The following is a 23471-nucleotide window of genomic DNA, read 5'->3' as shown; positions in this document are numbered from 1 at the left end:
GTATATATGGCTTTACATGCGACGGCCGGGACGTTCCCGGCCGATCAGGCGGGGGTGCGCGGCAAGCGTCTGTCGTGGGGGGCGGTGTTCGCGGGGGTGGTCATCGCGATCGCGGTGCGGCTCGTGCTCGGCATCCTCGGCACCGGCATCGGTCTGGCGATGGTCGACCCGGTCGAGGGGACGACGCCCGGCGCCGCCGGCTTCGGCATCGGCGCGGGGATCTATTGGCTGATCACCACGGTGATCGCGCTCGGGGCCGGCGGCTATGCGGCGGCGCGCGTCAGCAGCGCGCACGACCGGTTCGATGCGCTCGTCCACGGCCTCACCGTCTGGGGCGTGACGCTGATCCTGACGCTGTATCTGCTCACTTCGGCGGTCGGCGGCATCATCGGCGGCGCCTTCCGCACCGTCGGCGCGGTCGCCGGCGCGGCGGGCAGCGGCATCAGCGCCGCCGCACCGCGCGCCGCGCAGATCGCCGGCGTCGACGCGGGCGACGTCCGTGACGAAGCCTCCGCCTATCTGTCGAACGCGCCGGCCGACCCGGCGCAGATGACGCCCGAGCAGGCGCAGAAGGAAATCGCCAAGCAATTGCCGGCGATGGCCCGCGGCGGCAGCGACGGCGCTCAGGCCGAAGCGCGCGTCGTCGACATCGTCGCCGCGCAGCGCAAGATCAGCCGCCCCGAGGCGCAGGCGCAGGTCAGCCGCGCCAAGGCCGATGTCGTCCGCACCAAGACGCAGGCGATCGCCACCGCCAAGCAGGCGACCGACGCCGCCGCCGGCGCCGCGTCGCGCACCTCCTTCCTCCTCGTGCTGGCGCTGGTGATCGGTGCCGGTGCCGCCGGTTTCGGCGCCACCGCGGCGGCCCGCCGCCGGCGCTGAACAGTCGCGGCGGGTCGGGCGTATCGCGATCCGCCGCCGGTAAGGCGTACCCAGTAAGCGCGTATTTCGCGCCGTCGTCGCCGGGCCCCCTCCGCCCGGCGCCGGCGGCGCGGCTTGCCTTCTGGCCGTGCCGCCCCCATCTATGTGTCTCGAACAGTCGCATATCGACGGACCGACCCGGCCTGACGCCGTGCCGCTCGCCCTTCCCTGCCTCTCCTTTCCGCTGACGAGGTACCCGATGTCGAGCGACGCCACATTCTTCCGCAAACAGGCCGTGCAGGAGCGCAGCAACGCCTCTGAGGCCGATCTCGCCAACGTCCGCGACCGGTGCGAGCGCGCCGCCCGCTCATGGGAGGCGATGGCCGCCCGCGCCGAGCGCACCGAGGCGATGCGCGACCAGCGCGCCGCCGCGACCCGCGCCGCCAGCGTGCTCGCCGAAACCGACGATCCGGTCGCCACCCAGGCGTGAGGCCGCTTCGTGCCGCGCCGCTGCAGGGGGCAGCGGCGGCGCACGCCACGCTGACCCGGGGCGCGACCTTCCTCGCCGCGCTCGCCGACCGGCCGATGCTGGCAGGACATTGGCCCGATGGCGCCGCGGCGCGACCGCGGGCGCGCTTCGTCGCCAATTGCCTGCGCGAACTCGACCGGTTCCTCCACACGCTGCTCGACGAGCTCGGCAGCTCGGCGGGGCAGAGAGTCGATCGCGAGCAGCGCAATACCGCCAACAAGCTGCGCGACTATGGCGGCCCTGCGCTGACCGCGGGTGCCGACCGCCTGCGGCTGCTCGCGCTCGGCCGGTCGAGCGCCTGTCTGATCCATTGCAACGGACTGGTCCGCCGCCCCGACATAGCGGGTGGCGACGGGATGACGGCCGGCTGGCGCGGCACCGCGGGCGAGACGTTGCGCCGCTATCCGCTCGGCGACCGCCTCGCCCCCGGTCCCGCCGAATTGCGCGACGTCTGCCGCTTCTACGAGCGGCTCGGCAACGGGCTGATGCGGGGCGCGCGCGACGATGCGATCCTGCTGCCGCGGCCGCTGCAGCCCTATCTGCCGCAGCGCGACCATGAGGCGGTCGTCAAGCCCGTCCGTCTTGCCGGCCCCGCGCGGATCTCCGCCGGCGTGCTGGAAGAGACGCTGCGGCCCGGCGACCGTATCTAGCTCAACCGACGGGGTCGCCTCCATCCGCGCTCCACCCGCAGGCGCCCCAACCTACCTTTACCCGCGACGATCAATTCTTTCGTCGCATGCGCCCTTCGCCACCCCTACATGCCCGCGATGAACAGGACGCTCGCGCAATGACCCGCCCCCCGTTCGGTGTGCAGGTTTTCATCGGCATGGCCATCGGCCTCGCGCTCGGCTTCGCCGCGCGCCGCTATGACGTGGCCGGTCTCGCCGAGGGGCTGAAGATCGTCGGCGACATCTTCGTCCAGTTGCTCAAAGCGCTGGTCGTGCCGCTCGTCTTCACCGCAATCGTCGCGTCGATCGCGGCGTTGCGCGATCTGCACAATGCCGCGCGGCTCGTCGCCGGCACCTTCCTGTGGTTCGGCCTATCGGCGCTGATCGCGGTCAGCATCGGCCTGACGCTCGGCACCCTGCTCCAGCCGGGCGCGCATGCCGGGGTCAGCGCCGCGGCGGCGGTGCGGCCGGATACCGCGGGATCTTGGCTCGATTTCCTGCGCGGCCTGGTTCCCGCCAATATCTTCGGCCTCGAAGCCTCGACCCGGCTCACCGACGGCGTGGCGAAGACCGGCCTGTCGTTCAACGTCCTCCAGCTGATCGTCGTCGCGATCGCGATCGGCGTCGCCGCGGTGCGCAGCGGTGAGGCGGGCGCGCCCTTCCTCGCGTTCAACGCCTCGGCGCTGGCGATCTTCCGCCGCATCCTGCGCTGGGTCGTCCGCCTCACCCCGATCGGCACCGGTGCGCTGCTCGGCAGTGCGATCGTCCGCTACGGCTGGCAGTCGCTGTCGGCGCTCGGCACCTTCGCGATCGCCATCTACCTCGGCCTCGCGCTGGTGCTCGGCGTCGTCTATCCGCTGCTGCTGCTCGCCAACGGGATCAGCCCGCGGCGGTTCTTCGCCACCGCCTGGCCGGCGATCCAGCTCGGCTTCGTCTCGCGCTCGTCGATCGCGACGCTGCCGGTGACCGAGCAGGTGGTCGAGCGGCTCGGCGTCGCGCGCAGCTATGCCGCCTTTGCGGTGCCGTTCGCCGCGACGACCAAGATGGACGGCTGCGCCGCGGTCTATCCGGCGGTGGCGGCGCTGTTCGTCGCGCAATATTACAACATCCCGCTGCACGGGGTCGATTATCTGCTGATCGTGCTGGTCTCGGTGCTCGGCTCGGCGGCGACCGCGGGGCTGACCGGCGCGCTGGTGATGCTGACGCTGACGCTGTCGACGCTCGGCCTGCCGCTCGAAGGCGCCGGGCTGCTGCTGGCGATCGACCCGATCCTCGACATGGGCCGTACCGCGGTCAATGTCGCGGGGCAGGCGCTGATCCCGACGATCGTCGCCAAGCGGCAGGGACTGCTCGGGGGGACGCTGGTCGAGGCGGAGCCGGCGTTCGCCTGAAGGGCGTCGGCCGGCGGGGACGTGGCGATCGGCGCGCGCGCCGGCTTGCGGCTGCCGAGACGCTAGGCTTCCGTAGGATCGAGACGGTGGCGAACGTCGACGCTCATCCTCACCGCACCAACCCGGCGCAGGCCGGGGTCCAGTTGGGTGGATCTTTGTCAAGACTAACGAACGTGTCCCAACTGGGCCCCGGCCTCCGCCGGGGTGGTCAGTAGGGTCTGGCATCGGCGTATCGGCTCGCCGCTGGCTCGATGCTTCGCCCGACCGATGTCACATGCCGACGACTTCGCCCGCCGCGAGCGGTGCGAAGCGCGCCACCTGCCGGCCGATCAGGCCGAGCTGCTCGACCACCGCGGGGTCGCTGGCGCCGCCCTCGGCGTCGAACTTGGTGACCTGTGTGTTGATCGCCGCGGCGAACGGCGTCGGCCAGCCGCGCAGCGCGTGGACGATCGAGCGCAGCGCCGCGATCGTCGATCCGGTCGCCTGCCAGCCATAAGCGGTGGCAATCAGCCCGACCGGCATGTCGGCGAGATACGGCCGCGCGTCCCGGGCGGTCTCCTCGAGCAGGTCGAGCGCGTTCTTGACCACGCCCGAGATGCTGCCGTGATAGCCCGGGCTGGCGATGATCACCGCCGATGCCTGCCGCACCGCATCAACGAACGCCTCCTCGTCGGCGGTGCGCTGCGTCGCGCGCGGGTCGTAGAGCGGCAGCCGCGCCATGTCGGCGCCCCCGAACATCCGCGTGCGGAAGCCTTCGCGCTCGGCGGCATCGAGCGCGATGCGCAACGCGCGCTCGGTCGACGAGACGCCGCCGATGGTACCGCCGATGCCGACGACGAGCGGAGAGGAGGCGGAATCGACCATGGCCGCTGCGATAGCGCGGCTCGACGGACGGCGCCAGCCAAGGTAGACCGCTCCGCCCGATCCGCCCCGCGCTTGCCACCGCCGCTTTAGGATAGTAATACACCTCATGGCCGACCGCTGGGACGAGCCGATGCGCCAAGACTCTACCCGCCGCAGCGCGATCGGCCAACGCTATCTGCTCGACGATGACCGCCCGCACGACGCGCGCTTCTCCGGGCGTTTCGACGATTTCGTCGCGCCGGGCGATCCGGCGGGCGAGCCGCCGCCGCCGCGCCGGCCGCGCAACCTCGGCCGCTGGATCGTCCGCGGCCTCGGCGTCGGCATCATCCTGCTCGTCATCGCGATCGGCTGGCTGGCGATCACCGCGCCGCTCAGCAAGTCGCTGCAACCGCCGACGCCGCCGTCGATCACGCTCACCGCCGACGACGGCACGCCGATTGCGCGGCGCGGCGCGATCATCGGCGCGCCGGTCGATGCGGCGAAGCTGCCCGCGCATGTCACCGACGCCTTCCTGGCGATCGAGGACCGCCGCTTCCGCTCGCATTGGGGGATCGACCCGCGCGGCATCCTGCGCGCCTTCGTCCACAACGTCGGCTCGGGCGGGGTGCGCGAGGGCGGCAGCACGATCACCCAGCAGCTCGCCAAGAACGCCTTCCTCGATTCGGACCGCACCGCCGCGCGCAAGATCCGCGAAGTGATGATCTCCTTCTGGCTCGAAGCGTGGCTGAGCAAGGACGAGATCCTGTCGCGCTACCTGTCGAACGTCTATTTCGGCGACAACGTCTATGGCCTGCGCGCCGCGTCGAAACATTACTTCGGGCGCGAGCCGGACAAGATGAACATCGGCCAGGCGGCGATGCTCGCCGGCCTCGTCAAGGCGCCGTCGCGGCTCGCGCCGACCGGCAATCTCGAGGGCGCGCGCAAGCGCGAGATGCTGGTGGTCAAGGCGATGGCCGACGCCGGCTTCATCACCAAGGCGGAAGCCGCGGGCGTCGAGCCGCAACGCGTCCTCGCCAGTCGTCCGGAGCAATTGCCGAGCGGTACCTATTTCGCCGACTGGGTGCTGCCCGACGCGCGCGACCAGGCCGGCGAGATCAAGACCGAGGCGACGGTCAAGACGACGCTCGACCGCCGCCTGCAGAACACCGCCGAGCGCGTCGTCCGCCAGGCCGGGCTGCGGCAGGCGCAGGTGGCGATCGTCGCGATGCGGCGGGACGGCCGCGTCGTCGCGATGGTCGGCGGCAAGAACTACGCGAAGAGCCCGTTCAATCGCGCCACGCAGGCGCGCCGCCAGCCGGGCTCGACCTTCAAGCTGTTCGTCTATCTCGCCGCGATGCGCGCCGGCATGACCCCCGACACGATGGCCGACGACAGCCGCGTCGAGATCGCCGGCTGGAAGCCCAAGAACGACGACAACCGCTATCTCGGCCAGATCCCGCTGCGCCGCGCCTTCGCCCGGTCGAGCAACGTCGTCGCGGCGCGGCTGACGCAGGAGGTCGGCGTGCGCAACGTCATCAAGGCGGCGCGCGACCTCGGCATCTCGACGCCGATCCCCAATGAGGCGACGATCGGGCTCGGCACCGCCGAGGTCTCGCTGCTCGAACTCACCGCCGCCTACGCCGCGGTCGCCAACGGCAGCTATCCGGTCCATCCGCGCGGGCTGGAGGACAGCGGCGCGAGCAAGAGCTGGCTGCAATCGCTGACCGGCGGCCCGCGCCGCATGCCCGACGGCATCCGCGACCATATGCTCGACCTGCTCGGCGCGTCGCTGCGCGGCACCGGCCGCGCCGCGGTGCTGACGCTGCCCGCCTATGGCAAGACGGGGACGTCGCAGCAGAGCCGCGACGCCTGGTTCATCGGCTTCGCCGGCGATCTGGTCGTCGGCGTCTGGGTCGGCAACGACGACAGCTCGCCCAATGCCGGGCTGCACGGTGGCGGCATCCCCGCGCAGATGTGGCGCCAGTTCATGGTCTCCGCGCTCAACATCGCGCCGGTGGTGACGCCGGTGGTGGTCGAGGAGAATGCGATGGACCCCGATGCGGTGGTCGGCCCCGAGGAGGGGATCGAGGCGCCGATCGGCGATCTGCCGATTCCGGAGGGGACGATCGACGGGCTCGGCATGCAGATGAAGCTCGGCCGCGACGGCAGCATCAGCATCGCGCCCAGCCGCGATCGCGGTCCGCCGCCGCCCGACGCCCCGCCGCCGCGCGATCGGCGCGGAGAGGATGACGGCGAGGAGTAGCGCCCTGCCATCGCCGCCGCGGCTGCGCTAGACGGATGCCACGATGGCGCAGCGACGCTCCCCTTCCCGCGCCCGGCGGCGCCGTCAGGACCTGACGAGCGAACGCTGGCTGCTGCTGCTCGGCGTCGTCGCGGTGGTGGCGGTCGTCGCCGGCTCGATCGGGCCGTGGCCGTTCGCCGCGCCGCCGGCGCCGCGCACCGCAAGGCCGCTCACCATGGCGGAGGCGCGGGCCTCCAACGCCGCGGTGCCGATCGACGCCAGCCGCCGGCTGCGCGCCCTGCCCTATCGCTTCCAGGGCGGCGCGGCGGCGCGCGAACAGGCCGCCGAATGCCTCGCCACCGCCGCGCTCTACGAGGCGGGCGACGACGCCCGCGGCCAGCAGGCGGTGATCCAGGTGATCCTCAATCGCGTCCGCGCGCCGGGTTTCCCCAAGACGATCTGCGGCGTCGTCTATCAGGGTTCGGATCGCGTCACCGGCTGTCAATTCTCCTTCACCTGCGACGGCTCGATCGCACGCCGGCCGATCCACCTCGGCTGGGGCGCGGCGCGGCGGGCGGCGCGGGCGGCGCTGCGCGGCCGGGTGTTCGCGCCGGTCGGCCGCGCGACGCACTACCATACCGACTGGATGGTGCCCTATTGGCGCGACACGTTGGTCAAGGTCGCGCGGGTCCGCTCGCATCTGTTCTACGTGCGGCATTAACCGAAGCCTTTTCGCCGCCGATCTGGCAACAGGCTCCGACACTTTCAGGAACAGCGACATGGCAAAACGATTCTGGGCGCAGATCATCGAGATGGACGAGGAGATCGCCGCCGCGAGCATCCCCGGCGTGACCGATCACGAAAGCGCCGCCGATGCGCTGGTCACCGATTTCGTCGGCGCGATGGGCGGCGAGATCACCAGCGGCGCGGTGCGCGTCTGGGTCGAGGGCGGCGCCGCCAAGATCTACGACTGGAGCGCCGAATTCGACATGCCCGAGGATGCCGATCTCGACGGCGACGAGGATATCGAGGTGGAGGGCGAGATCGTCCTCACCGAACGGATGGGGTGAGCAGTCGCGGCGGTTGACGGTGACGGCGCCGCGCCGCAAGACCCTGGGCGATGCGCTTCTTTTCCGACAATGCCGCCCCCGTCCACCCGCGGGTGATGGCGGCGATCGCCGCCGCCGACACGCTCGACACCGCCTATGACGGCGACGCCCGCTCGCGCGCGCTCGACGGGCGCCTGTCCGAGCTGTTCGGTACCGAGGTCGCCGCGCTGTGGGTGCCGACCGGCACCGCGGCGAACTGCCTCGCGCTCGCCGCGCTCTGCCCGCCGCACGGCGCGGTGGTCTGCCATCGCGACGCGCATATCCAGAATGACGAGGGCGGCGCGCCCGAATTCTACACGCACGGCGCCAAATTGTACCTTGCCGACGGCGAGGGCGCCAAGCTTACCCCGGCGGCCATCGCGGCGGTGGTCGACGGCATCGCCAACGACGTCCATCGCGTCCAGCCGCATGCAATCTCGATCACCAACGCCACCGAATATGGCCGCGTCTATTCGCCCGACGAGGTCGCCGCGATCGGCGCGCTCGCGCGCGACCGCGGCCTCGGCCTGCATATGGACGGCGCGCGCTTCGCCAATGCGGTGGCGACGCTCGGCTGCTCGCCCGCCGCGGTGACGTGGCAGGCGGGGGTCGACGCGCTGAGCTTCGGCTTCGTCAAGAACGGCGCGATGAGCGCCGAGCTGCTCGTCTTCTTTCGCCCCTCGCTTGCCGCCGCGACGCTGTACCGCCGCAAGCGCGCCGGGCTGCTGCTCTCCAAGGGCCGCTATCTTGCCGCGCAGGTGCTGGTGATGCTCGAGGACGATCTGTGGCTCGACAACGGCCGCGCCGCCAATGCGCGTGCCGCCGAGCTCGCCGCGGCGGCGGGGGCGCGGCTGGTCCATCCGGTCGAGGCGAACGAGGTGTTCCTCCACGCCACGCCCGAGGAAGCCGCCCGGCTGCGCGCCGCGGGCTTCGACTTCTATGACTGGGCAGCGGGCGAGATCCGGCTGGTCACCGCCTGGGACAGTCCGGCGGATCAGGTCGCGCGGCTCGCCGCGGCGATCGCCGCGCTGTGACGCAGGCCCCGCCGCGCTCGACGCGCGCGGCGATCCTGGTGCCGTTCGCCCTCGTCACGCTGATCTGGGGATCGACGTGGCTGGTGATCCGCGACCAGATCGCGGTGGTGCCGCCGGGCTGGTCGGTGACCTATCGTTTCCTCGCCGCGAGCGTCGCGATGGCGATGGTGGCATGGTGGCGCGGCGAGCGGGTGACGCTCGACGCCCGCGGCTGGGGCTTTGCCGCGGCGGTCGGCGTGCTGCAATTCTGCCTCAACTTCAACTTCGTCTATCGCGCCGAACAGTACATCACCTCCGGGCTCGTCGCGGTGGTGTTTGCGATCCTGCTGGTGCCGAATGCGCTATTCGCGCGGCTCTTCCTCGGCCAGCGGATGGGCGGCCAGCTGATCGCCGGCTCGGCGGTGGCGATGGCGGGGATCGCGCTGCTGTTCCTGCACGAAGCGCGCGAGGGGCCGACCGGCGCGGCGGCGACGCTCGCCGGCATCGGCTTCACCGCGGTCGCGATCGTCTCCGCCTCGCTCGCCAACGTCTTGCAGGCGACGCAGACCGCCAAACGCTATCCGATGATGGCGACGCTCGCGATGTCGATGCTGATTGGCGCGATCGTCGACGGTCTCGTCGCCTGGACGCTGACCGGGCCGCCGGTGATCGAGACGCGGCCCGGCTATTGGGCGGGAATCGCCTATCTGGCGGTGTTCGGCTCGGCGATCGCCTTCCCGCTCTATTATCGCATCCTGCGCGAGATCGGCCCGGCCAAGGCGGCCTATTCGAGCGTCATCGTCCCGGTGATCGCGATGCTGCTGTCGACGCTGTTCGAAGGCTATCGTTGGTCGCTGCTCGCCGCGGCGGGGGGCGTGCTCGCCGCGATCGGGCTGGTCATCGCATTGAGGGCGCGCAGGCCGAACCGATAATCGGGATAGGCCGGCTGCCAGCCGAGCACGCGCTTCGCCTTGCCGTTGGCGACGCGGCGGTTCTCTGCATAGAAGCCGCGCGCCATCGGTGACAGCGTGTCGAGCGCGACCAGCGGCGGCGGCGGCAGGCCGAGCAACCGCGCGGCGAAGGTCACGACGTCATCCTGCGCGCACGGCCGGTCGTCGGCGAGATTGTAGGCCCCGGCCGGCGCGTCGCGTGCGGCAAGCACGCCGCTGACGATATCGTCGACATGGACGCGGCTGAACACCTGATCGGCGGGGCCGATGCGATGCGCCTTGCCGCCGGCGACGCGATCGAGCGGCGAGCGCCCCGGACCGTAGATGCCGGGCAGCCGCAGCACGCGGGCGCCGCGCGCCAGCCACGCCGCATCGGCGGCGGCGCGCGCCGTTCGCCGCCCGCGCCCGGTCGGCGCCTGTTCGTCCACCCAAGCCCCCGCCGCATCGCCATAGACGCCGGTCGAGGACAGGTAACCGAGCCAGCGCCTGCCGAGCGCCTCGCCATATCGGCTCAGCACCGGATCGACCTCGTCCGCCGGGGGCACCGAGGAGAGGATATGCGTCGCCGCGCCGATCGCCGCCTGCACCGCCGCCGCATCGTCGAAGCGCAACGTGCCGTCGCGACCGTCGCGCGTCGTCCCGACGCTGGCGCCGGGCCATGCCGCGGCAATCCGCGTGGCGGTGTAACCGAGGCCGAAGATCAGCAGCATCGTGCCTCCATGTGGCTTGAACGGCGGCATTATGTCGCCGTTCCACGATCGCCGCCACCCGCAGGGACTGGCAGCGCCGCCGGGCGGTCCTATAAAGGCCGGATGCTCGACATCTCGCATGCCATCGCCCAGCCCGATCACGCCCCCGGCGCGATCAGCCGCCATGCCTATCGCCCGCCCGCCTGGCTGGTGCCGGAAACGCGGCTGGTGTTCGATCTGGATGCCGCCGCGACTCGCGTCACCGCGACGCTGCACGTCACGCGGCAGCATGGCGAGGAACCGCTGCGGCTCGACGGCGCGGGCCAGACGCCGCTGGCGGTGCGGATCGACGGCGTCGCGACCGACGCCTGGCGGATCGAGGGCGAACAGCTCGTCATCCCGCTCACCGGGACCGCACATACGGTCGAGACCGAGGTGGAGATCGCGCCCGAGCGCAACACGCAGCTGATGGGCCTCTATGCCAGCGGCGGTATCCTGTGCACGCAATGCGAGGCGGAGGGCTTCCGCCGCATCACCTATTTCCCCGATCGCCCCGACGTGCTCAGCCGCTACAGCGTGCGGCTGGTCGCCGATCGCGCGCGCTATCCGGTGCTGCTCGCCAACGGCGATCCGGTCGACGCGGGCGAGCTGGCGGACGGCCGCCATTGGGCGGAATGGAACGATCCCTTCCCCAAACCCTCCTATCTGTTCGCGATCGTCGCGGGTGACCTTGCGGTCAACCGCGGCAGCTTCACCACCATGTCGGGCCGCGAGGTGCAGCTCGGCATCTGGGTGCGGGCGGGCGACGTCGCCAAGACCGACCATGCGCTCCACGCGCTTACACTGTCGATGGCGTGGGACGAGCGCGTCTACGGCCGCGAATATGACCTCGACGTGTTCAACATCGTCGCGGTCGACGACTTCAACTTCGGCGCGATGGAGAACAAGGGGCTGAACATCTTCAACAGCCGCTACATCCTTGCCGACCCCGATACCGCGACCGATTACGATTACGACGCGATCGCCGCGGTCGTCGCGCACGAATATTTCCACAATTGGTCGGGCAACCGGATCACCTGCCGCGACTGGTTCCAGCTCAGTCTCAAGGAAGGCTTCACCGTCTATCGCGATCAGGGCTTCTCCGCCGATCAGGGCTCGGCGGCGGTCAAGCGGATCGAAGACGTCCGCGGCCTGCGCGCCGCCCAGTTCCCGGAGGATGCGGGGCCGCTCGCGCATCCGGTCCGCCCGGAAAGCTATATCGAGATCAGCAACTTCTACACGGCGACCATCTACAACAAGGGCGCCGAGCTGATCCGGATGATGGCGACGATCCTCGGCCCGCAGGCCTTCCGCGCCGCCACCGACCTCTATTTCACCCGCTTCGACGGCACCGCGGCGACCTGCGAGGATTTCGTCGCCTGTATGGAAGAGGCGAGCGGTCGCGATCTCGGCCAGTTCCGCCTCTGGTACAGCCAGGCGGGCACGCCGCGCGTCGCCGCCAGCCTGTCGCATCAGGCGGGCGAGGGCCGCGCGACGCTGCGCCTCGCCCAGCACATCCCCGCGACGCCGGGCCAGCCCGACAAACAGGCGATGGTGCTGCCGCTGCGCATCAAGCTGTTCGGCGCGGAAACCGGCCAGCCGCTCGGCGACGAACGGCTGGTGCTGCTCGACCAGCCGGCCAGCACGATCGTGTTCGACGGCATCACCGAACGCCCGGTATTGTCGGTCAACCGCGGCTTTTCCGCGCCGGTGATCATCGAAAGCGACCGTTCGGCCGCCGACCTCGCTTTCCTCAGCGCGAAGGACGACGATCCGTTCGCGCGCTACGAGGCGATGCAGCAGCTGATGCTCGACACGCTGGTCGCCGCCACCGTCGAGGGGCGGGCCGATCACGATGCGGTGATCACCGCGGTCGCCAATACGCTCGACGACCGCGCGCTCGACCCCGCCTTCGTCGCCGAGGCGGTGCTGCTGCCCTCGGAGAGCTTCATCGGCGACCAGCTCGCAATGGTCGATCCCGAGGCGATCTTCCGCGCGCGCGAAGGTCTGCGCCGGGCGCTCGGCCTGCGCCTCGCCGCTCGCTGGCGCGACGCCTATGACGGCGCGCCGGACGGCGCCTATGTCTACAGCCCCGCAGCCAAGGGCCACCGCCGGCTGCGCACCGTCGCGCTCGGCTATATCGCGGCGAGCGGTGCCGACGATGCCGCGACGATCGCCTTCCGCCAGTTCGAGCGCGCCGACAATATGACCGACCGGCAGGGTGCGCTCGGCACGCTCGCAAACGGCTATTCGGACGAGCGCGAGGCGGCGCTCGACATCTTCTACCATCGCTATGCCGGCAATGCGCTGGTCATCGACAAATGGTTCCAGACGCAGGCGCTGTCGTCGCGCGACGATACCGGGCGGCTGGTCGCCGAACTGGCGCGGCATCCCGACTTCACGCTCGCCAACCCCAATCGCGCGCGGTCGCTGGTCGGCGCGTTCGGCGCCAACCAGCGCGCCTTCAACGCCGCCGACGGCAGCGGCTATCGCTTCCTCGCCGACCAGCTGATCGCGCTCGACCGGCTCAACCCGCAGACGGCGGCGAAGCTGTTGCCGCCGCTGGCGCGCTGGCGCCGCTTCGACGCCGGCCGCGCCGCGCTGATGCGTGCCGAGCTCGAACGGATCGTCGCCGCGCCCGGCCTGTCCAAGGATGTGTTCGAACAGGCGACGAAGAGCCTCGGCTGAGGCGCGCGCCGGGGCGGCACGTCCCTACGTCCCGATAGAAATTCGAGCCCGCACCAACAGGCGGCCGCCGAGTCGTCGCAAAATGAAGTCAAAGTAATAAGTCGCTGAGTTCCATCCGTTATTGGTCGCAATCGCGATTGCCGCCGCCGAAAACCAAGCTTAGGCTTGCGAAGACATAAGGGGGATTCGACCGGTGGTGATACGGCGGACGGTGACGGGCGTGGCGATGGCGGCGATGCTGGCGAGCTGCGGCGGCGGGGGTGGCGGCGGCTCGACCGGGTCGATCGGCAGCGTCACGCCGACCCCGACGGCGACCGCCACGCCGACGCCGACCGCCTCGACCGGCTGTTCGCTGCGCGACCGGCAGGACTGGGTCGCGGCGCAATTGCGCGAATGGTATCTGTTCTACGACACGCTGCCCGCGAGCCTCGACCCGACGCCCTATACGACCGTCGACAGCTATCTCGACGCGCTCACCGCGACGGCGCGGTCGCAGAGCAAGGATCGCTATTTCACCTATCTCACCTCGATCAAGGAAGAGGACGCTTATTATAATTCCGGCTCGACCGCCGGCTTCGGCTGGCGGTTCGGGCTGACCAGCGATCTCCACCTCTACGTCACCGAAGCCTTCGAAGGCTCGCCGGGCCTCGCCGCCGGGGTCGACCGCGGCGCCGAGATCCTCGCGATCGGCACCAGCGCGAGCAACCTGCAGACCGTCTCGGCGCTCTACCAGGTCGACAACAACGGCACCGCGCTCAACACCGCGCTGGGTTCGGACACCGCGGGGACGACGCGCTACTTCCAGGTGCGCGACGCGAGCGGGACGCGCACCGTCTCGGTCACCAAGGCCGATTTCACGCTGAGCCCGGTGTCGAGCCGCTACGGCGCGCAGATCATCACCGATGCCGGCCAGCGCTACGGCTACGTCAATCTGCGCACCTTCATCTCGACTGCCGATGCGCAGCTGCGCGCCGCGTTCGACCAGTTCCGCACCGCCGGCGTCACCAACATCATCGTCGATCTGCGCTACAATGGCGGCGGCCTGCTCTCGACCGCGCAGCTGCTCACCAACCTGCTCGGCGCCAATCGCGCGACCACCGACGTGCAGAGCTACACCACGTTCCGCCCGGAGAAATCGGCGGAGAACCAGACCGCCTATTTCGCCCCGCAACCCCAATCGGTGGCGGCGACCAAAATCGCCTTTATCGGCAGCCACAATACCGCCTCGGCGAGCGAATATGTCATCAACGCCTATATTCCCTATCTGCACGCCAACGCCGGGCTGATCGGCACCAACACCTATGGCAAGCCGGTCGGCCAGATCGCGCTCGACCGCTCGGCCTGCGACGACCGGCTGCGCGTCATCGCCTTCGCCTTGCAGAATTCGGCGCGGCAGGGCGCGTATTATACCGGGCTCGCCAACACGGTGGAGGCGAGCTGCAGCGCCGGCGACGACATCGGTTACGCGATGGGCGACCCGCGCGAGGCGTCGACGCGCGCCGCGCTCGACTTCCTCGAGGGCAAGAGCTGTACGCGGATCGGCAGCTCGGCGAGCGCCGACGCACGCGCGCTGTCGGTGGCGACCGCGCGCGAGGCGCTGCAACCGGTCGGTCCGCGCATCTCCACCGCGCAGCGCGAGGTGCCGGGGCTGTTCTAACCCGGTCATCAGCCGGTATGGGCGTCGCCTCAACCTTGGGGGCTATGCGATGCAGGACGACGATGACAGCTTCGTCTATGACGAGGCGACGGGCGAATGGATCAGCGCGGCGGATGCCGCCGCGGCGACGGCCGGGAGCAGCGCGGGGGAGATGGTCGAGGTGCGCGACTCGGTCGGCAACCTGCTCGCCGATGGCGATCAGGTGACGCTGATCAAGGACCTCACCGTCAAGGGGGCCGGACAGACGCTCAAGCGCGGCACGCTCATCAAGAGCATCCGGCTGACCGGCGACGCGCAGGAGATCGACTGCAAGTTCGACGGGATCAAGGGCCTGGTGCTGCGCGCCGAATTCGTCCGCAAGCGCTGAGGTGACGCCGGCGATCGATCCGAGCTGGCAGGCGGCGCTCGCAGGGGCGCTCGCCACCCCGGCGATGGCGGCGCTCGACGCCTTCCTCGCGGCGCAGGCGGCATCGGGCGAGATCATCTTCCCGCCCGCCGACGAGCGGTTTCGCGCCCTCGCGCTGACCCCGCTCGACCGGGTGCGTGTCGTCATCCTCGGTCAGGACCCCTATCATGGGCCGGGCCAGGCGCACGGCCTCGCCTTCTCGGTGCGGCCCGGGGTCAAGCCGCCGCCGAGCCTCGTCAACATCTACAAGGAGTTGCAGGCCGATTGCGGCATCGCTCCGGCGCGACACGGCTTCCTCGACCATTGGGCGCGGCAGGGCGTGCTGCTGCTCAACACGGTGATGAGCGTCGCCAGCGGCCGCGCCGCGTCGCACCGCAATCGCGGCTGGGAGGCGTTCACCGACGCGGTGATCCGCGCGGTCGCGGCGCAGCCCGGCCCGATCGTCTTCCTGCTGTGGGGCGCGCATGCGCAGGCGAAGGCGGCGTTCGTGCCCGACGATGGCACGCATCTGGTGCTCACCGCGCCGCATCCTTCGCCGCTGTCCGCCTACAAGGGCTGGTTCGGCAGCCGCCCGTTCAGCCGGACGAATGCCTTTCTGGTCGCGCATGGTGCTGCGCCGATCGACTGGGCGCTGCCGGAGATGGTCGAATCTTGACATTGGACAGGTTGTTGTCCAATGAGACGCTATGCATACCGTCAGCTATTCCGATGCGCGCGAGAACCTCAAGGCGATGATCGACAAGGTCGTCGCCGATCGGGCGCCGTTGGCGATCACCCGGCAGCGGGGTGAAGGCGCAGTGCTGGTTTCGGCAAGTGAATGGGCCTCGATCGAGGAGACACTGTACCTGCTGCGCTCGCCCAAGAATGCGGAGCGCTTGCTGGAGGCGGTGCGGGGCTTCGAGAGCGGCGAAGACGGTGTGCCGTTTTCGTGAACGTCAGTTTCTGGCCGACGGCGTGGGATGACTATCGCCATTGGCAGGAGCAGGATGCGAAGGCAGTCGATAAGATCAACGCGCTGATCGAAGAATGTCGTCGCCATCCGTTTTCCGGTATCGGCCGGCCCGAGCCGCTTGGCGGTAATCTGACCGGCTGGTGGTCACGCCGGATCAACCACGAACATCGGCTCGTCTATCGCGTCGCGGGTCACGGCGAGGAGCAGGTGCTGCAAGTCGCGCAATGCCGCTATCATTACTGATGCTCCGTCGCATCCTTTGTCGGCCCCGTGCGATTGGCAGCACGAAGGAGAGCCGGACATGACCGAAGCCTATTGGAACGGCACGCGCATCGCGGCGAGCGACGATATCGTCACCGTCGAGGGCAATGCTTATTTCCCGCGCGATGCGGTCGACCCGGCGGTGCTGGCCGATAGCGCGACGACCAGCGTCTGCCCGTGGAAGGGCACGGCGCATTACCATAGCCTACGCGTCGGCGACGCCGAGAATCGCGACGCCGCCTGGTATTATCCTGAGCCCAAGGACGCGGCGCGCGAGATCAAGGACCGGATCGCCTTCTGGAAAGGCGTCGAAATCCGGTGACCGGTCACCAGATCGGCACCGTCACCCGTTCCTCGTCGGGATGGACGACATAGGTGATGCTGGCCGGCACGATGCTCGCGCCGCGATAGGTGGGGACGACCGTCAGGGTGCGCCGCCTGCCGCCGCCTACGGCCAGCAGCATCAGCCGTGCCGTCACCGCGGCGATCCGCCGTGCCGCCTCGGGCGGGACGAACAGTTCGTTGACGCGATCTGCCGAACCGCCGAGGTCCCGCGGAACGAGCCACGTCTGCACCAGCGCCCCGCGCATCGCCAACACCCGCGCCTTCGCCCGCGACGACACCGTGGCAAGATCGACCGCTGGTTCCGCCGCCTGAGCCATGACGATCGCTACTGCCATGCCTAACCCCCGGTTGCTGGTCCATCCGATCTGTGACGCCGCACCGCGGCGGTATTGCTGGCTTTCGGTGTCGCACCGGGCGGGCAGCGGTTATCTTGCGATCCGCCACATACCGTCGCGAAAGCGGTAGACGTTGGGCGAGACACACCGTGACTGCTGCTCGCAATCTTCGACGACCGCCGCCTTGAATCCGTCGAAGTCGACGCCATCCGGCTTGGTCGCGACGAAGACGTAATCGTCGGCAACGACGGTAACGAACAGATCAGGCCCGATCGCCGCCGATAGACGCGCCCAGCCGGGAAGGTCGATCAACAGCGCCGCGGCCAACGGCCAGTGCTCGAAAACGATCGGCGCGTTTCGGAGAGCGGCGACCGTCGGTAGCTTCGGAAGCGTCGCCCGAGTCTGACGCAACGCCAACGTCCAGCCGTCGGCGGGATTCAGTCCCAAGTCCCGGAGCCCGGCAGGCGACATCAGCACCGTTGTCTTTGCTGTATCCGCCGCCACGATCACAAACAGATCCTCACCGACCGGATGCATCACCGGCAAGCGCTCTCCGGCCATCGTCGACTTGACGTAATCGACATAGTCTTTGCCGCGGATCACGACCCGCAACTGGCTACGGTTGAATTGCGGTTTGGGAGGAAGAGCCAGCGTGTTCTCGACGAATTCTGTTTTCGTCGACGCACAGTCCGCCGGAGTCGAGTGCGAACAGACGTGCCGCAGATGGTCGAGCATCACCGTCATCGGCTCCCGCCCGGGCATCGTGACGCGCAACGTCAAGGCATCCCGCGGGTCGATCGTGACGGAGACACCCGGCTTTGCGTCGCGGAACCGCTGCGCCATGTCGCGGGCGAACCTGTCCTCCGCCGGCGCTGCCGAGCAGCACGCCAGCGAAAGGCACAGCAAGGACAGTGGCCCAATCCCTCGCACGTCCGTCATCCCGATCGATGCGGGAAGATTAAACCGTCACCTGCATCGATCAAGTCCGATCAACTATGTCCCTGATGCACAATAGATCTGTCTGCGGGACGCAAACAGGCAGCAATCGTCTTGGCTCAGTCCGAACAATAAAAGTCTTTATCCCACCGGTACATAGACCTCGCCACCCTGCGCGCGGAACTGCTCACTCATCGCCGCCATGCCGGCCTCCGCCTCCGCGGCGGCGACGAAGCTTGCCACCGGCGCGTTCTGCTTCGCCGCGAAGTCCCTCACCTCCTGCGTGATCTTCATCGAGCAGAATTTCGGCCCGCACATCGAACAGAAATGCGCGGTCTTCGCGCCCTCGGCCGGCAGCGTCTGGTCGTGGAACGATTCGGCGGTGTCGGGATCGAGCGACAGGTTGAACTGGTCGCGCCAGCGGAAGTCGAAGCGTGCGCGGCTCAAGGCGTCGTCGCGCAGCTGTGCGGCGGGATGCCCCTTGGCGAGATCGGCGGCATGGGCGGCGAGCTTGTAGGTGACGACGCCGGTCTTGACGTCGTCGCGATCGGGCAGGCCGAGATGTTCCTTGGGCGTGACGTAACAGAGCATCGCACAGCCGAACCAGCCGATCATCGCCGCGCCGATGCCGCTGGTGATATGGTCGTAGCCCGGTGCGATATCGGTGGTCAGCGGCCCGAGCGTGTAGAAGGGCGCCTCGCCGCACGCCTCCAGCTGCTTGTCCATGTTCTGCTTGATCTTGTGCATCGGCACATGGCCCGGCCCCTCGATCATCACCTGCACGTCCTGCGCCCAGGCGCGGTGGGTCAGCTCGCCGAGCGTATGGAGTTCGGCGAATTGCGCCTCGTCATTGGCATCGGCGATCGCCCCGGGGCGCAGGCCGTCGCCGAGCGAATAGGCGATGTCATAGACCTTCATGATCTCGGTGATTTCGTCGAACCGCTCGTAGAGGAACGATTCCTTGTGATGCGCGAGGCACCATTTCGCCATGATGCTGCCGCCGCGGCTGACGATGCCGGTGACGCGCTTGGCGGTCATCGGCACATAGGCGAGGCGCACGCCGGCATGGATGGTGAAATAGTCGACGCCCTGCTCGGCCTGTTCGATCAGCGTGTCGCGGAATACCTCCCAGGTCAGGTCCTCGGCGATGCCGCCGACCTTCTCGAGCGCCTGATAGATGGGCACGGTACCGATCGGCACGGGGCTGTTGCGGATGATCCATTCGCGCGTGTCGTGGATGTTGCGGCCGGTGGACAGGTCCATCACCGTGTCGGCGCCCCAGCGCGTCGCCCAGACCAGTTTGTCGACCTCCGCCGCGACGTCGCTCGCCACTGCCGAATTGCCGATGTTGGCGTTGATCTTGACCAGGAAGTTGCGGCCGATCGCCATCGGCTCGCTTTCCGGGTGATTGATGTTGGACGGGATGATCGCGCGGCCGCGCGCGACCTCGTCGCGGACGAACTCGGGCGTGACGAAATCGGGGATCGCCGCGCCGAAGCTCTCGCCGTCGCGGACGTACTGCGCCAGCCGCTCGCGGCCGAGATTCTCGCGCGTCGCGACATATTCCATCTCGGGCGTGACGATGCCGCGCCGGGCATAATGCATCTGGCTGACATTGTGGCCCGCCTTGGCGCGCAGCGGACGGGTCAGGCCGGCGCGCGGGAATTGGGCGACGCCGCCCGACCGGTCGGGGCCGAGCTGGCCATTGTCCTCCGGGCGGATCGCGCGACCGTCATAGGCCTCGACGTCGCCACGCCCGGCGATCCATGCCGCCCGGCGCGGCGGCAGGCCGGCCATGATGTCGATCGTCGCGGTCGGATCGGTATAGGGACCGGAGGTGTCGTAGACGCGCAGCGGCGGCTCGCCCGAGGCGGGGTCGAGCGCGATCTCGCGCATCGCGACGGCGAGCGGACCGACGTGGATCTTGCGCGATCCCCGGATCGCGCCGGTGGTGACGCCGATCGTATTGGTGGCGGCGGGGGCGGGTCGGTCGGCCATCTGTCTCTCTCCATGCGCGGAAAGAGAATGCGGATTTCCCGATGAAACCGCTCCCTCCCTCCGCCGGTATCAACCGGATCAGGTTCAGCGGGTCGAGGGCTGCGGCCCTCCTCTCAAGCGCTGCGTCAGCGCTCCCCCGGGGAATATGTCGTCGTTATACGCGCTTGGCGGGCGCGATCAACCGCTCGCCGCCGAGGTGCGGATATTGCCGTTGAGCCCCGCCGGGAAGAAGCCGCCCGAACCCACCGCGGTCTTGTTGAGATAGACGATGTTGAGCACCTGCCCGGTCGAGCGGCTGTAGGCGACGCCGTTGCTGTCGGTCGGCACGACATTGGCGGTGGTGGTGTCGCCGATCCCCTGATCGTCGTCGCTGCTGCCGTCGAGGCTGTCGCGCGCGTCGGAGATCTTCTGCGTGTTGGCGAGGATCGTCGAGGCGCCGGCCAGCGTCTCGGCCGGGTCGACGCCCTTGCGGTAGAGCACCGAGCGGATCAGTCCGGCGTGATAGCCCTCCGTGGCGAGGATACCCGCCGCGGCTTCGAGGAACACCTTGTTGACGATCAGCGGCGAGGCGCCCTTGTAGGCGGAGACGCCGACATCCTCGAACAGATAGGCGCCGAGCAGGAAGCTGATGTCGTCGGCATAGGGATTGAAGACGTCGCTGCTGCCGATCACCCCGGCGGCGCGCGCCGCGGCGGTGAACGCGCCGTTCGCATCACCCGAGATGTTGATTGCCGGCATCGCCACCGCCGAGCTGCTCAGGATCGAGCGCAGGAAGGTGACGTGCGCGACCTCGTCATTGGCGATCTCGCGCGCATATTGCGCCACGATCGGGTCCTGGAACGGCACCAGCGCGCCGCCGGTGACGCTGCCGAGCGTGCCGACGCCGCTGACGATGCCGCTGGTCAGCCCCTGGCCGAACGCCGCCCAGCTGTAGAAGCTCGCCTCGAGATATTCGAGGTTGAGCGCGAAGTTGAGCACGTCGGCATCGGCGGCGAGCGTCGGCGTCGTCGCGGTCGGCGTCGGTGTCGGCGTATCGCTGCCGCTATCGCCGCCGCAGGCCGCGAGCAGCGAGAGCGCGCCCGCCGAGGCGGCGGCGCCGCCGGCGTAACGCAGGAAGTTGCGCCGTTCGGCGCGGCGATCGGCGATCGCGTCGAGGATCGTGTCGGTGGGAAGGTCGGTCATCGGGGCTACCCCTGCAAGCGTTCGGATTCGGGCGGGATCAGGAGGCGACCGCCGCCTTGATGGTGCCGTTGAGGCCGGCGGGGAAGAAACCGCCCGCGCTCGCCGCCGCGGCGTTGAGATAGACGATGTTGAGCACCTGATTGGGGGTGCGGGTGTAGACGATGCTGTTGGCGTCGGTGGGGACGATGTTCGACACCGCATAGGTGGGCGTCGGCGTCGCGGTCGCGGTCGGCGTGGGAGTCGGCGTCGCGGTCGCCGTCGCGGTGGGGGTCGGCGTCGGCGTCGCCTGGCCCGGCGCGACGGTGGTGCCGGGGGTGATCCCCTGGTCGATGTCGGTCCCGCCGTCGAGGCTGTCGCGCGCGTCGGAGATCGCGCTGGCGCTGGCGATCAGCGCCGATCCGCTCGCCGATCCGCGCCGGAACAGCTCGCCGCGGATCGTCGCGGCATGATAGGCCTCGACCGCGAGAATACCCGCCGCCGCTTCGACATAGGTGGTGGTGAGGAGCGGCGCCGCGCCCTTGTAGGCGGTGACGCCGACGTCCTCGAACAGATAGGCGGCGAGCAGGAAGGCATCCTCGCTCGCATAGGGATTGAAGCTGTCGCCGCTGTTGATCAGCTTGGCGGCGAGCGCGGCGGCGGAGAAGGCGCTGGTCGGGCTCACCGACAGATCGAGCGCCGGTTGCGCGACGGCGGCGCTGCCGAGCGCGGTGCGCAGATAGGTGACGTGCGCGAGCTCGTCCGCGGCGATCTCGCGGGCGTAGCGGGCGAGCACCGAATCGGTGAAGGTCACCGCGCGCGCGCCGCTGAAATTGGCGGCGCCCTGCGTGCCGGCACCGGTCAGCAGGTTGGCGGCGATGCCGGCGCCGCCGGTCGCATAGGCATAGAATTGCGCCTCGAGATATTCGAGGTTGAGCGCGAAATTGAGGATGTCGGCATCGGCATAGGTGGTGGTCTGCGCCTCGGCCGATCCCGCCATGGTCAGCGCCGAAACGCCGGCGGTGACCGCCATCGCACCCATCGCGGTGCGGAAGAAGTCGCGGCGTTCGGTGCGGCGCTGGACGCGGGCGTCGAACGCGGCGGCGATCGCGCTGTCGGTATCGGTCTGGGCGGTCATTACTCGGGATCTCCCCACGCGCGGGCGGCGCAGCCGTCGCCCCTGGATGGCTTGCCGTTCCGCATCCCGCCGGAGGCGTCAAGCCCATCGCGGCGGAAAACGCCCATGATGCGACGGAAGCGGCACCCGCGGGAAACGAAAATCCTCCCCCGGTCGCAAGACCGAGGGAGGACCCGTGCGCCGGCCGGCCGGGAAGGGGCAGTCGACCGGCCGCGGACCGACCCGTCAGCCGAGGCCGACGGTGTAGTTGGGATCGGGATTGTTGGTGCCCGCCGGGAAGAAGCCGCCGCGGGTGCGGTTGCTGCCACTGACGTTCAGATAGGCGATATTGTGCACCTGCTGGACGCTGCGGCTGTAGGCGATGGCGTTGGCATCGGTCGGGACGATGTTCGAGATCGCATTCGCCTGGCCGATATTGGTGCCGGCGATCCCCTGATCGTCGTCGCCGTTGGTGCCGGTGCTGGTGCCGTCGAGCAGATCGCGCGCGTCCGAGATCTTGGTGGTCGCGGTGATGATATCGGCGTTGGTGATGCCGCGCGTGTAGAGGATCGAGCGGACCAGCCCGGCGTGATAGGCCTCCGCCGCCAGGATCCCTGCCGCCGCGTCGAGATAGGTCGCCGAGATCACCGGCGACGCCCCCTTGTAGGCGGTGACGCCGATATCCTCGAAGATATAGGCGCCGAGCAGGAAGTTGGTCGGGCTGGCATAGGGATCGAACAGCCCGGTCGACCCGACCACCCCGGCGGCGCGCGCCGCCGCGGTGAACGCGCCGGTCGACGTGCCCGACAGGTCGATCGCCGGCTGCGCCACCGCGGCGACACCGAGCGCCGTGCGCAGGAAGGTGACGTGCGCGATCTCGTCCTGGGCGATCTCACGCGCATATTGGCCGATCAGCGGATCGCCGCTGAAATCGACCGCGCGCGGATAACCGGCGCCCGAGCCGGTCACCACCGCGCCGGGCGTCCCCGTGCCGGTCAGCAGCGAGGCCGACAGGCCGACGCCGAATGCGGCGTAACTGTAGAATTGCGCTTCGAGATATTCGAGGTTGAGCGCGAAGTTGAGCACCGCCGCATCGGTGCTGACCGAGGTCGCGGTCGGCGTCGGCGTGGGCGTCGGGGCCGGCGAGGGATTGTTGTCGTCGTTGCAGCCGGCGAGCAGCGCGAGGCCACCCGCTGCGGCGACGCTGGTGGCGGCGGTCTTCATGAAGGCGCGACGCGCGGCGCGACGGGCGACGGCGGCCTCGACGATGGCGAGGACGGAAGTTTCGTGTGTCATAGATCCACCCCT

24 protein-coding genes and 1 riboswitch are annotated in these 23471 nt (G+C 69.5%); of the genes, 16 read left to right on the top strand and 8 right to left on the bottom strand.

The window, feature by feature from the left end:
• Positions 1–6: 6 nt before the first annotated feature.
• From BW41_RS17380 to BW41_RS17365, 4 genes are all read left to right on the top strand, one after another.
• Positions 7–879: a hypothetical protein gene (locus BW41_RS17380; RefSeq protein WP_037536032.1), complete on the top strand. Its 873-nt coding sequence runs from the start codon at positions 7–9 to the stop codon at positions 877–879.
• Positions 880–1117: 238 nt separating this feature from the next.
• Entirely contained in the window at positions 1118–1348 is a 231-nt protein-coding gene (locus BW41_RS17375) for a hypothetical protein (protein WP_037536030.1), read from the top strand.
• The gene (locus tag BW41_RS17370) at positions 1345–2037 is read left to right on the top strand and encodes a hypothetical protein (protein WP_037536026.1); all 693 of its coding nucleotides are present in this window, start codon (positions 1345–1347) and stop codon (positions 2035–2037) included. The genes BW41_RS17375 and BW41_RS17370 overlap by 4 nt, the downstream gene beginning before the upstream one ends.
• A 137-nt stretch (positions 2038–2174) precedes the next feature.
• Positions 2175–3446 carry a dicarboxylate/amino acid:cation symporter gene (locus BW41_RS17365; RefSeq protein ID WP_037536024.1) on the top strand — a complete coding sequence of 424 codons (1272 nt, stop codon included), beginning with the start codon at positions 2175–2177 and terminating at the stop codon, positions 3444–3446.
• 270 nt (positions 3447–3716) lie between these two features.
• Here the strand turns inward: BW41_RS17365 and BW41_RS17360 are convergent, their stop codons facing one another.
• The gene (locus tag BW41_RS17360) at positions 3717–4310 is read right to left on the bottom strand and encodes an NADPH-dependent FMN reductase (protein ID WP_037536023.1); all 594 of its coding nucleotides are present in this window, start codon (positions 4308–4310) and stop codon (positions 3717–3719) included.
• Positions 4311–4416: 106 nt separating this feature from the next.
• On the opposite strand from BW41_RS17360, the gene BW41_RS17355 reads away from it, so the two are divergent.
• Genes BW41_RS17355 through BW41_RS17335 form a run of 5 tightly spaced genes read left to right on the top strand, consistent with a single transcriptional unit; the run spans position 4417 to position 9564 of the window.
• Positions 4417–6552 (top strand): transglycosylase domain-containing protein, encoded by a 2136-nt coding sequence (locus tag BW41_RS17355; RefSeq protein WP_037536022.1) that lies wholly within the window; start codon positions 4417–4419, stop codon positions 6550–6552.
• A 43-nt stretch (positions 6553–6595) separates the two neighbouring features.
• Complete coding sequence (locus tag BW41_RS17350; RefSeq protein ID WP_051583649.1) at positions 6596–7252, top strand: cell wall hydrolase; 657 nt, start codon at positions 6596–6598, stop codon at positions 7250–7252.
• Positions 7253–7310: 58 nt separating this feature from the next.
• A complete protein-coding gene (locus BW41_RS17345; RefSeq protein WP_037536021.1) occupies positions 7311–7601 on the top strand; it encodes a hypothetical protein in 291 nt (96 codons plus the stop codon).
• A 50-nt stretch (positions 7602–7651) separates the two neighbouring features.
• Complete coding sequence (locus BW41_RS17340; RefSeq protein ID WP_037536017.1) at positions 7652–8653, top strand: threonine aldolase family protein; 1002 nt, start codon at positions 7652–7654, stop codon at positions 8651–8653.
• Positions 8650–9564 (top strand): DMT family transporter, encoded by a 915-nt coding sequence (locus BW41_RS17335; RefSeq protein ID WP_037536016.1) that lies wholly within the window; start codon positions 8650–8652, stop codon positions 9562–9564. The genes BW41_RS17340 and BW41_RS17335 overlap by 4 nt, the downstream gene beginning before the upstream one ends.
• On the opposite strand, the gene BW41_RS17330 is transcribed toward BW41_RS17335, so the two are convergent.
• Complete coding sequence (locus tag BW41_RS17330) at positions 9474–10292, bottom strand: epimerase (RefSeq protein ID WP_037536185.1); 819 nt, start codon at positions 10290–10292, stop codon at positions 9474–9476. The two genes, BW41_RS17335 and BW41_RS17330, sit on opposite strands and share 91 nt — an antisense overlap.
• Before the next feature lie 102 nt (positions 10293–10394).
• On the opposite strand from BW41_RS17330, the gene pepN reads away from it, so the two are divergent.
• From pepN to BW41_RS17295, 7 genes are all read left to right on the top strand, one after another.
• A complete protein-coding gene (gene pepN, locus BW41_RS17325) occupies positions 10395–12998 on the top strand; it encodes an aminopeptidase N (protein WP_037536015.1) in 2604 nt (867 codons plus the stop codon).
• Between the two features lie 226 nt (positions 12999–13224).
• Positions 13225–14655 (top strand): S41 family peptidase, encoded by a 1431-nt coding sequence (locus BW41_RS17320; RefSeq protein WP_081793182.1) that lies wholly within the window; start codon positions 13225–13227, stop codon positions 14653–14655.
• A 49-nt stretch (positions 14656–14704) separates the two neighbouring features.
• Positions 14705–15022 (top strand): alkylphosphonate utilization protein, encoded by a 318-nt coding sequence (locus tag BW41_RS17315; protein ID WP_037536014.1) that lies wholly within the window; start codon positions 14705–14707, stop codon positions 15020–15022.
• A 1-nt stretch (position 15023) separates the two neighbouring features.
• The gene (gene ung / locus BW41_RS17310) at positions 15024–15716 is read left to right on the top strand and encodes a uracil-DNA glycosylase (protein ID WP_037536013.1); all 693 of its coding nucleotides are present in this window, start codon (positions 15024–15026) and stop codon (positions 15714–15716) included.
• A gap of 31 nt (positions 15717–15747) precedes the next feature.
• On the top strand, positions 15748–15993 hold the full coding sequence (locus BW41_RS17305) for a type II toxin-antitoxin system Phd/YefM family antitoxin (RefSeq protein ID WP_037536012.1): 246 nt from the start codon (positions 15748–15750) through the stop codon (positions 15991–15993).
• Positions 15990–16256 (top strand): Txe/YoeB family addiction module toxin, encoded by a 267-nt coding sequence (locus BW41_RS17300; protein WP_037536011.1) that lies wholly within the window; start codon positions 15990–15992, stop codon positions 16254–16256. The genes BW41_RS17305 and BW41_RS17300 overlap by 4 nt, the downstream gene beginning before the upstream one ends.
• A gap of 58 nt (positions 16257–16314) precedes the next feature.
• Positions 16315–16596: a DUF427 domain-containing protein gene (locus BW41_RS17295; protein WP_037536009.1), complete on the top strand. Its 282-nt coding sequence runs from the start codon at positions 16315–16317 to the stop codon at positions 16594–16596.
• Between the two features lie 4 nt (positions 16597–16600).
• Here the strand turns inward: BW41_RS17295 and BW41_RS17290 are convergent, their stop codons facing one another.
• The 6 genes from BW41_RS17290 to BW41_RS17265 all read right to left on the bottom strand — a co-directional run bounded on the left by BW41_RS17290 (position 16601) and on the right by BW41_RS17265 (position 23459).
• Positions 16601–16954 carry a hypothetical protein gene (locus BW41_RS17290; protein WP_152542398.1) on the bottom strand — a complete coding sequence of 118 codons (354 nt, stop codon included), beginning with the start codon at positions 16952–16954 and terminating at the stop codon, positions 16601–16603.
• 90 nt (positions 16955–17044) lie between these two features.
• Positions 17045–17797 carry a hypothetical protein gene (locus tag BW41_RS17285; protein ID WP_152542396.1) on the bottom strand — a complete coding sequence of 251 codons (753 nt, stop codon included), beginning with the start codon at positions 17795–17797 and terminating at the stop codon, positions 17045–17047.
• 234 nt (positions 17798–18031) lie between these two features.
• The gene (gene thiC / locus BW41_RS17280; protein ID WP_037536005.1) at positions 18032–19888 is read right to left on the bottom strand and encodes a phosphomethylpyrimidine synthase ThiC; all 1857 of its coding nucleotides are present in this window, start codon (positions 19886–19888) and stop codon (positions 18032–18034) included.
• A 38-nt stretch (positions 19889–19926) separates the two neighbouring features.
• Positions 19927–20036, bottom strand: a riboswitch (TPP riboswitch).
• A gap of 29 nt (positions 20037–20065) precedes the next feature.
• Positions 20066–21070: a ferritin-like domain-containing protein gene (locus tag BW41_RS17275; RefSeq protein ID WP_037536002.1), complete on the bottom strand. Its 1005-nt coding sequence runs from the start codon at positions 21068–21070 to the stop codon at positions 20066–20068.
• A 37-nt stretch (positions 21071–21107) separates the two neighbouring features.
• Positions 21108–22184 (bottom strand): ferritin-like domain-containing protein, encoded by a 1077-nt coding sequence (locus BW41_RS17270; RefSeq protein WP_037536000.1) that lies wholly within the window; start codon positions 22182–22184, stop codon positions 21108–21110.
• Between the two features lie 225 nt (positions 22185–22409).
• Positions 22410–23459 carry a ferritin-like domain-containing protein gene (locus BW41_RS17265; protein WP_037535998.1) on the bottom strand — a complete coding sequence of 350 codons (1050 nt, stop codon included), beginning with the start codon at positions 23457–23459 and terminating at the stop codon, positions 22410–22412.
• Positions 23460–23471 lie beyond the last annotated feature (12 nt).

Source organism: Sphingomonas sp. RIT328 (assembly GCF_000632225.1).
Lineage (GTDB): Bacteria > Pseudomonadota > Alphaproteobacteria > Sphingomonadales > Sphingomonadaceae > Sphingomonas > Sphingomonas kyungheensis.
This window is presented reverse-complemented; position numbering and strand designations above follow the sequence as displayed.